The 9,173-nt window shown below is 40.8% G+C and carries 6 protein-coding genes and 1 pseudogene; 2 read left to right on the forward strand and 5 right to left on the reverse strand.

Annotated features, from left to right (window positions below; translation table 11 throughout):
- Positions 1 to 2 precede the first annotated feature (2 nt).
- From ACKTT2_RS15870 to ACKTT2_RS15890, 5 genes and pseudogenes are all read right to left on the reverse strand, one after another.
- A pseudogene (locus tag ACKTT2_RS15870) lies at positions 3 to 2,467 on the reverse strand (carbamoyltransferase HypF).
- Positions 2,468 to 2,609: 142 nt separating this feature from the next.
- Complete coding sequence (locus ACKTT2_RS15875) at positions 2,610 to 3,797, reverse strand: NHL repeat-containing protein (protein ID WP_407888516.1); 1,188 nt, start codon at positions 3,795 to 3,797, stop codon at positions 2,610 to 2,612.
- Positions 3,798 to 3,950: 153 nt separating this feature from the next.
- The gene (locus ACKTT2_RS15880; RefSeq protein WP_407888518.1) at positions 3,951 to 4,175 is read right to left on the reverse strand and encodes a hypothetical protein; all 225 of its coding nucleotides are present in this window, start codon (positions 4,173 to 4,175) and stop codon (positions 3,951 to 3,953) included.
- An 8-nt stretch (positions 4,176 to 4,183) separates the two neighbouring features.
- Positions 4,184 to 4,450 carry an asr0689 family protein gene (locus ACKTT2_RS15885; protein ID WP_407888520.1) on the reverse strand — a complete coding sequence of 89 codons (267 nt, stop codon included), beginning with the start codon at positions 4,448 to 4,450 and terminating at the stop codon, positions 4,184 to 4,186.
- A 127-nt stretch (positions 4,451 to 4,577) separates the two neighbouring features.
- Positions 4,578 to 5,528 carry a tetratricopeptide repeat protein gene (locus ACKTT2_RS15890; RefSeq protein ID WP_407888522.1) on the reverse strand — a complete coding sequence of 317 codons (951 nt, stop codon included), beginning with the start codon at positions 5,526 to 5,528 and terminating at the stop codon, positions 4,578 to 4,580.
- Positions 5,529 to 6,396: 868 nt separating this feature from the next.
- Here ACKTT2_RS15890 and ACKTT2_RS15895 point away from each other — a divergent pair.
- Together ACKTT2_RS15895 and ACKTT2_RS15900 are read left to right on the forward strand one after the other, a co-directional pair.
- Complete coding sequence (locus tag ACKTT2_RS15895) at positions 6,397 to 7,359, forward strand: NADH-quinone oxidoreductase subunit B family protein (RefSeq protein ID WP_407888524.1); 963 nt, start codon at positions 6,397 to 6,399, stop codon at positions 7,357 to 7,359.
- An 84-nt stretch (positions 7,360 to 7,443) separates the two neighbouring features.
- Positions 7,444 to 9,039, forward strand: a complete 1,596-nt coding sequence (locus ACKTT2_RS15900; RefSeq protein ID WP_407888526.1) for a nickel-dependent hydrogenase large subunit — start codon at positions 7,444 to 7,446, stop codon at positions 9,037 to 9,039.
- The last annotated feature ends 134 nt before the right edge of the window (positions 9,040 to 9,173 follow it).

A 9,173-nucleotide genomic window follows, 5' to 3' on the forward strand; every position in this document is an offset into this window, starting at 1 on the left:
TACTAACTCTTTTGTAAAGCAGCTGCGATCGCTGCTTGTCCTAGTGATAAGCCGCCATCATTTGTTGGCACTAAACTATGAGTTAGAACTTTTATATTTAAGACTTCTAATTTTGTAGTGACTTGCTCTAACAAAATACGATTTTGAAAAACTCCTCCACTAAGCGCAACACAATTAATGTGATTTTCTTGACATAGTAGTTTTACTATTTTTACAACGATATTAGCTAAGCCTAGATGAAATTTAGCGGCAATAATTGACTGAGGAACTTGCTGTTGTAAATCGTTTAGCAAAGCCTGCCACATTGTAGAGGAATTTATATTATAGAGTTTATCTATCAGTTCAATTGTAAAAGAATAACCAAATGTTTTTGTAGAATTATTTAGAAGAGTGCGATCGGCTGGAAGCTTAACGGCTGAAGCCGGATCGCATACAGCTTCGAGTTCCATTGCGGCTTGTCCTTCATAACTACATTTTTCTGGACAAATACCAATAGCAGCAGCAACTGCATCAAATAAACGACCAACTGATGAGGTTTTAGGAGAATTAATTTGTTTTTCTATAACTCGATCCAAAATCTGTAAAGGCTTTTGTTCTAAAAATTTGATAATTTCTAAATTTCCGTAATTTTGTTTTAAATATTCCCAAGAAAAACTAGATATTAATTGAGCATAGGTATTACGCCAAGGTTCTTTAATCGCTTGCTTTCCACCAAGCATGGCGACTGGTTTAAATGTTGCTAAGCGTTTAAACTGTCGATAATCTGCTAAAAGGAATTCTCCCCCCCAAAGCGTACCATCTTCGCCGTAACCCAATCCATCAAAAGCAACACCTAAAACAGGGGAAGAATCAATCGGTACACCATTCTCTACCATACAAGCAGCAATGTGGGCGTGATGATGCTGAATGTATAGTAAGGGTACAGTTTTGCTGTACCCTTCTTCACGAACTGATGCTAGTTCTTTACCAAGTTTTGTAGACAAATATTCAGGATGGAGATCGACAGCGATCGCTTCTGGTTTATACTCAAACAAATTTAAGTATAAATTCAGCATATCCTGATAAGCGCGGAAAGAAACTGCATTTTCTAGATCTCCCAAATGCTGGGATATAATTGCTTTTGTGTCTTGCAATAGACAAAAGGTATTTTTCAACTCACTGCCCATTGCTAAAATCTGTGGAACACGATGAAAACCTGGTGGTAAATGGATAGGTGCTGGTGCATAACCTCTCGCACGACGAACAATTTGCACTTTATCGCCTACAACCCTCACAACTGAATCATCAACCTGGTTAACAATTTGCCGATTGTGAAAGAGAAAATAATCAGTAATTTTCCCCAACTTCTCACGCGCTTCATCATTATCAATACATTGTGGTTCATTAGACAAATTGCCACTAGTTAAAACAATTGGACGATTCATCCGCTTAAGAATGAGATGGTGAAGCGGGGTATAAGGAAGCATAAAGCCAAGGGTTTTTTGCCCTAGTGCTACAGAAGGTGCTATGCGGCGTGAAGTGTAAGTTTTTTTTTGGCTGTCCAGTTTTCCATGTTGGTGATTCTTCCACTTCCTCTTTCACCCTCATCACCTCCTTTTGCTGCAAGCAATACAATAGGTGCTGCAGGGCTTTCAAGTAATTCTTTTTCCTCAATGCTAGGAGTGCAGTATTCTTCAATGACAGCCATATCTCTTGCCATCAAAGCAAAAGGCTTGCTTTCGCGTCCTTTGCGCTGACGAAGTTTTTGCACTACAGTTTCATTGGTAGCATCGCAAGCTAGGTGAAATCCTCCTAAACCCTTAATGGCGACAATTTCACCTTTTTGTAGTAAAGTACAAACAGAATCAGTATCGTCTAACATAGAAAACATAGAACTTGTTATTGGTTTACCATCAGAACGTTCTAACCAAGCGTTAGGACCGCAGACATGACAGGCTACGGGTTGAGCGTGAAAGCGACGATTATTGACATCCTTATATTCATCAGAACAATTCGAGCACATGGCAAAAGCATCCATACTCGTATTGCTACGGTCATAAGGAATGGCACGAATAATACTCAGGCGGGGACCGCAATGAGTGCAGTTTGTGAAGGGATAGCGATACCAACGGCTGAAGGGATCGAGAGTTTCTGCTTTGCATTGCGGACAAGTAGCAGCATCAGGGGCAATTTCGGTTTTCACCCCGTCACTTACACTGCCAGAGATCGCAAAATCGTCGAATTGAAATTCGCTTTGATAACGCTTGCGCGTTAATATATTAATCTTTGCCAATGGAGGGCATTCTTTCTGTAACTTGTGGACAAATTCGTCTATTGATTCTTGTTTCCCAGATACCCGAATCAAGACTCCTTGACCATCATTACGAACATCACCACACAAACCATAAGCTTTGGCAAGGCGATAAACTGTAGGTCGAAACCCAACTCCTTGTACAGTACCGCAAATTCTAATTTCTTCAAAGTCCATGATTAAGTCGGTACATAAGTTAACTAAAGAGGTTCGTCCTTAGTCCTTAGTCGTTAGTCATTAGTCCTTAGTCATCGGTCAATTGTAAAGAACAAATGACCAATGACAAATGACCAATGACAAATAACCAATGACAAATGACTTAATTGAAATGCCATAACATAATTCGGTTGTTTCCTGAGTCGGCGATAACTGCTGTATTGCCACATACGTTAATTCCATAACACCAATTCAGGCTGTCTCGCATTGGCAATCCATAGTCGCGATTTTCACCTTTACTGTGAAAATCCAATTGTCCGACCAAGACATCACTCCTCACACCTTGCAAAGTCATGATTTCTTGGGGCTGTTTCCATCCCAATAACCGGGAATTAGCAGTATCTGCCACTAACAACCACTTCCCTACAGAAGCTACACCATACGCCATACTCAGACTATGAGCGGTAGGAAAATAAACTCCCTGATTCATTTCTACCGAATCAAAAGTTTTTTGTCCTAATACGACTGTACAAGGAGTATTGTTTTCTGTTGGCATTCCCTGCCAAATCATCACCCGATTGTTACCTGCATCCGTGACAACCAGATTATCTCCCCAAAAGGTGATATCGTGGCACCAACGCATACTAGATGCAGAAGGAGAACTACCACCATTTTCATTGCGGGACATCATATTTGGTTGTCCCAATACTAGATCCGCAGGCTGACCGTTTTCTTCAGGTATTTGATACCAAATTAAAACTCGTCGATTTCCGGTATCAGTCACAAACAGCCTTCCTTGATGGTAAAAAACTCCATAACACCAGTTCAAGGTATGGGCTGCAGCTTCTTGATTTCCCCGATTTGCTTGATTTTCAGTAAAGCAAGCTTGACCTAGCACAATATCCGCCGGAACATTGTTATCCTCTGGTAATTTTTTCCAAATTAAAACTCGATGATTCCAAGCATCTGCTACCGCCAATCCTTCCCCACAAGCACAAATACCAGTAGGAACACTCAGAGTAGCCTTTCCAACTTCGCCTTTCGCATTTTGTCCCTCATGGTTAAAATCTGGTTGTCCAATGACCCAATCTGCTTGTTGACCATCTTCAGTTGGTGTATCGCGCCATCCCAACAAACGATGATGTCCTGTATCTGATACCCATAATGGTCCTGTTTCCGATATTAAACAGGCACCACGAGGACCAAACATTTCTTGTCTATTGGGTATGACAGGCAGTGCTAATTGCCCTGGTTCCAGACTTTTTCCCAAAATAACTCGAGCACCTTTAGGCGAAAGGAGTAAGTTGTTGGCAACGTCTGTCTCTTTTTGCGTGCTTGTTGGTGCTATCACGAAATTCCTTGAAAATTCGGAGTTTAAACTTCTTAAATCTATTTTGACAAGTTGCTCATCTATTGACTTGCCAGTATGACCGAAAAAAGGATGAAGGATATAAAGATATTTTATCCTTCATAATTCATCCTTCATAATTCATACCTTATCCTTTTATTTTAGCTTGAGGTCTTTAAGGAAAAGCGGCATCACTAAGCCACCGATAAAACTCGATATCGGAACTGACATCCAAAGACTCACGTTTGCTTGTGTAAACAAAAATAGTATGAGCGCACTGATGCCAATACCGAATGAAGTTTGCTGTACAAAATACATAGGATCTCGCAAAAGCTTCCCCTTAAAAAATAACCGGGCTGTAAACCAGCCTATCTCTAACATAGTTCCTCCTAAAAACTCCTCAACAAATCTATGACTATGAGTGCTAAAACAACTCCAGGAATCACACCAGCCGGACCAAATAACCCACCAAGTAAAGCAGAAAACTGATACCCGATATCGCGTCCGCCTAACAACATTCCTCCTATAGCACCACCAATCATGGATATGACCGTTGCTACTAAAAACCAAACGAATCCAGTTGTTAGATTTAATTCATCGGCCATTAAACTTGTGAAGAGTTCTTTGACTGAAGGATTGGTTATCAAGTGTGACATTTTTTTGTTAGTTGTTGGTTGTTGGTTGTTGGTTGTTAGTCGTTAGTTGTTGGTTGCTGGTTGTTAGTTGTTAATATTTCTACTACTAACAACTAACCACTATCCACTAACAACTATCTACTAACCACTAACCACTAACCCTTAACTCATTTATTAATTGCACTTGTTCTATCTGCCCGTATTGGGTGAAAATTTCCACGGCTTCTTCATAATAAGCATTCGCTTTAGCAATATTTTGAGGATTACCAAATTCTGGTTTATCTAAATCATCTGGTAAATTTAATAGAGCGTTGGCTTTATTAGCAATTGTATTAGCATATTCAAGAGGCGTGTCTTGACGATCGCGTACTTTTAATGCTTCGTCATAAGCAGCTATTGCCCGTATAATGTTGTCTATGGGATGCGTACTTGGTAAATATTGCAAAGCATTACCAAGATTATTATGTAGCATTGCATATTCCCTAGGGTGGTCTATGAGTCGAATATGCTTCAGTGCTTCCTCAAAGGTTTGTACGGCTAAGCCTTGATACAAGTATTGCCGTTCTGATGTGACGGGCATGGACAGGTATGCGATCGCAATATTATTATGTAAAATAGCATATTCTTGCGGGTAGTCCTGACAAGTAAAAACTTGCAATGCCTTGTGGTAAACTTGGATGCTGTCAGTTGCCCGTGCCAAGTTAAAAGGTACGAGAGACTGTAACACCAACCCTAAGTTCATTTGGGCTTCTGCCACTTCCTCTGGTAAAGCAAGCTGTTGCAAAATTGGGATCGCCTCTTCTAATTGTTCTTTTGCTTCTAACAGCAATTGCGCCCCAACATCAGGAATCGCCTTTAAAGTACTTGCCATTCCGACATTTGCTCTAGCTTTCCACAGCAAATCCTCATCAGCGCATAAATCGCGTGCTTGGTTGTACAATGACAGAGCATTCCATAAATCTCGAGCAGCTTTCGGCTTTTTTTGAAAGCCTTGTGCCATTTCAATTAACATTTGAATTTTTTCTTGTGTCGATGCTGGAGATGAAGCAAGGACATCCATAGCCACCTTTACTGCTGAATCTGTTATGCTAGGGGTCATAATACCAATTCGTAATTCGTAATTGAGGAAAAGGACACCATATACTTGTGACACATAAAAGAAACACTCATTTCTCAACACCAAATTATAAATGTGTTTCTTGAGGCTTTACGCAATGAATTCCTTAACATAGAGAGTCTCTTCTAAAATGATTCGCCTGAGTTTCCTCAAAAGTTAGCGATGAAGAGTTATTTTATTCCAATATAAAACACTCTATCTCTAAAAAGATATAAGTATTTCATTAATATTTATTATAATTTGTTTATTCTGAAATTTTTATGTATCTTTGATATTTCATAAATATTTTTTGAAGCATGAGAGTTGGTTACAAACAATCAAAACTTAACTCAATAGTTAAATTCTTCTATAACATTTGATTGGAATTTTAAGTAGAGTGAGTAATGCCCATCATCCAAGTCTTGTTGTGGGCATTGCTCACTCTACTAGCGAGATTAGAGTTGACATAAATATGTAAAAAAATAACTAAATCAGGCAAGATAGAGTTAAGTATTATAAAAAATTTAGTATGGTTACGAGAAGACCGAACCCATACATTGAGATGAATATAATGATGTCATCGATCGCATATTAGCTTGAAATTAGAAAGAGAAGGTGTTATGTTATAACTTTTTCATCGATTCTTCAAATGTTTTTAGCTAAAAAATCTAAAATTTTATGTAAATAATAAACAGTAGAATTAAAAAATACACGAGATGATATGTAATAAAGGATAAACTAACCGTAATAGAGTTAGCAAGATTCCCATCTTCTTGAAGAAGACGGAATCTAAGGAGTTCTGAAAGCCAAATGCGAGAGTGAGTATAAATATTTTATCCTTCATACTTTATACTTTTTTACTAGATAACAAATGGTTAACTTACTATGGCTGCAAGGTGGTGCTTGTTCGGGCAACACTATGTCATTCCTCAATGCTGAAGAACCCACAGTCTGCGACCTCATCGTTGACTTTGGTATTAATGTACTTTGGCATCCGTCTCTAGGTGTGGAACTAGGTACAAACTTACAAACAATGCTGTGGCAGTGCCTTTTAGGAAAAATTTCTCTAGACATTCTCGTCTTTGAAGGCACAGTTGTGAACGCACCTGATGGAACAGGAGAGTGGAACCGTTTTGCTGACCGTCCTATGAAAGACTGGTTACGCGACCTATCACAAGTTGCTAACTATATTGTAGCAGTAGGAGATTGCGCCTGTTGGGGAGGAATACCCGCAATGGCACCCAATCCCAGCGAATCCACAGGATTGCAATTTCTCAAACGTCAAGAAGGAGGGTTTTTAGGTAAAGACTTTCGAGCAAAATCCGGATTACCCATTATTAATATTCCCGGATGCCCAGCCCATCCCGATTGGATAACTCAAATATTAGTTGCGATCGCTACGAATCGAATTGGCGATATAGTTCTAGACGAACTGCACCGTCCTCAAACCTTCTTTAACACTTATACCCAAACAGGCTGTACGCGCAACATCCATTTTGCCTACAAAGCCTCAACTACCCAATTTGGTCAGCGCAAAGGATGTCTATTCTACGACTTAGGATGTCGCGGTCCCATGACTCATTCTTCCTGCAACCGTATTTTATGGAACCGAGTCTCGTCTAAAACCCGTGTGGGAATGCCATGTTTGGGGTGTACGGAACCAGAATTCCCCTTCTACGACCTCAAGCCAGGAACAGTATTCAAGACACAAACCGTGATGGGAGTTCCTAAAGATTTACCCACAGGAGTTAATAAGAAAGACTACGCCCTACTCACTCTTGTTTCAAAAGACACGATGCCAGCATGGGCAGAAGATGATTTTTTTACAGTGTAAGGGAATGCGGATTGGGGATTAGGGACTGGGAACTGGTTCATCCCAATCGCCAATCCCTAGTCCCCAATCACTAAAGGAGATAAAATGACAATTCAAACACTAGATATTTCACCCGTTGGAAGAGTTGAGGGCGATTTAGATGTTCGCGTCGATATAGAAGATGGGTATGTGGTCAACGCCTGGACTCATGCCGAACTTTTTCGCGGATTTGAAGTTATTCTTAGAGGCAAAGACCCTCAAGCCGGATTAATTGTCACACCTCGCGTTTGCGGTATCTGCGGTGCTTCTCACTTAACCAGTGCATCTTGGGCATTGGATACAGCGTGGGGGACAGAGATTCCGCGCAATGCAATTTTGGCAAGAAATTTGGGTCAAATTGTTGAAACAATCCAAAGCATTCCCCGTTACTTTTACGGTTTGTTTGCAATTGACTTGACCAACAAAAAGTATCAACAAAGCTCTTTTTACGAAGAAGCTTGCAGGCGCTTTGCAGCTTTTACTGGCAAATCTTACGAACTTGGTGTCACCATTTCTGGCAAACCAGTCGAAATTTATGCATTACTTGGGGGACAGTGGCCGCATTCTAGTTACATGGTACCTGGTGGTGTGATGTGCGCCCCCACCCTAACGGACATCACCCGTGCTTGGTCAATACTGGAATATTTTCGCACCAATTGGCTAGAATCAGTCTGGTTAGGTTGTTCTTTAGAGCGTTACGAACAAATCAAAACCTATGAAGATTTCATGGTTTGGCTAGAAGAAAACCCAAATCATGCTAATTCTGACTTGGGTTTTTACTGGCGTATGGGTTTGGATATTGGTTTAGATAAGTATGGTGCAGGTGTAGGTAAGTATGTAACTTGGGGATATTTACCCCATGAAGATAAGTACCAAAAGCCTACGATTGCTACCCGCAATGCTGTTATGATTATGAAGAGTGGAGTGTATGACAGTTTTAGCGATACTCACACTCTCATGGATCATACGTTTGCTCGCGAAAATACCACTCATGCGTGGTACGACGAAGGAACAGAAGACATTCATCCTTTTAATCGCGTGACTCAACCAATTGAGCAGAATGACAAAGACTTTGAAAACGCTTACTCTTGGTCAACTGCAGTCCGCCATGAAGATTATGGACGCTTAGAAGCAGGCGCACTTGCACGTCAGTTAGTAGCAGGTGGTACACATGGCGAACCTTGGCAGCATTACGATGGGTTTATCTTAAGTGCATTCAAGGCAATGGGTGGAGCAAGTACTCACCTGCGTCAGTTGGCAAGAGTGCATGAAATCGTCAAGCTGTACCGACAAGCAGAACATTGCTTGCGTGAGTTCAAACTAAACGATCCTTGGTATATTAAACCAACGGAAAAAGATGGACGCGGTTGGGGTGCAACAGAAGCAGCACGAGGTTCTCTATGCCATTGGGTGGAATTAGAAAATGGCAAGATTAAAAACTACCAAGTGATTGCACCCACAACCTGGAACGTAGGACCGAGAGATGCTCAAGGGGTACGCGGACCTATTGAAGAAGCTTTAATTGGAACGCCTATTGTTGATTCTAGCGATCCGATTGAAGTTGGACACGTAGCGCGATCTTTTGATTCTTGTCTCGTTTGTACCGTTCATGCTCACGATGCGAAAACGGGTCAAGAACTCGCACGTTTTCGGACAGCTTAAATATTGCGGTTCTCAATTGGCTGCAATAAATAATTGTCTTGTGGAAGGGACAATTGCCTTGTGGAAGGGACAATTGCCTTGTGGAAGGGACAATTGCCTTGTGGAAGGGACAATTGCCTTGTGGAAGGGACAAT

The organism is Scytonema hankhaensis NUACC26, from assembly GCF_045865695.1.
Lineage (GTDB): Bacteria > Cyanobacteriota > Cyanobacteriia > Cyanobacteriales > Nostocaceae > Scytonema.

Bases quoted from the DNA above. Each gene is read 5' to 3' on its own strand.
- ACKTT2_RS15880 (WP_407888518.1), bottom strand. From the start codon at position 4,175: ATGTTAGAGATAGGCTGGTTTACAGCCCGGTTATTTTTTAAGGGGAAG.
- ACKTT2_RS15885 (WP_407888520.1), bottom strand. From the start codon at position 4,450: ATGTCACACTTGATAACCAATCCTTCAGTCAAAGAACTCTTCACAAGT.
- ACKTT2_RS15890 (WP_407888522.1), bottom strand. From the start codon at position 5,528: ATGACCCCTAGCATAACAGATTCAGCAGTAAAGGTGGCTATGGATGTC.
- ACKTT2_RS15895 (WP_407888524.1), top strand. From the start codon at position 6,397: ATGGTTAACTTACTATGGCTGCAAGGTGGTGCTTGTTCGGGCAACACT.
- ACKTT2_RS15900 (WP_407888526.1), top strand. From the start codon at position 7,444: ATGACAATTCAAACACTAGATATTTCACCCGTTGGAAGAGTTGAGGGC.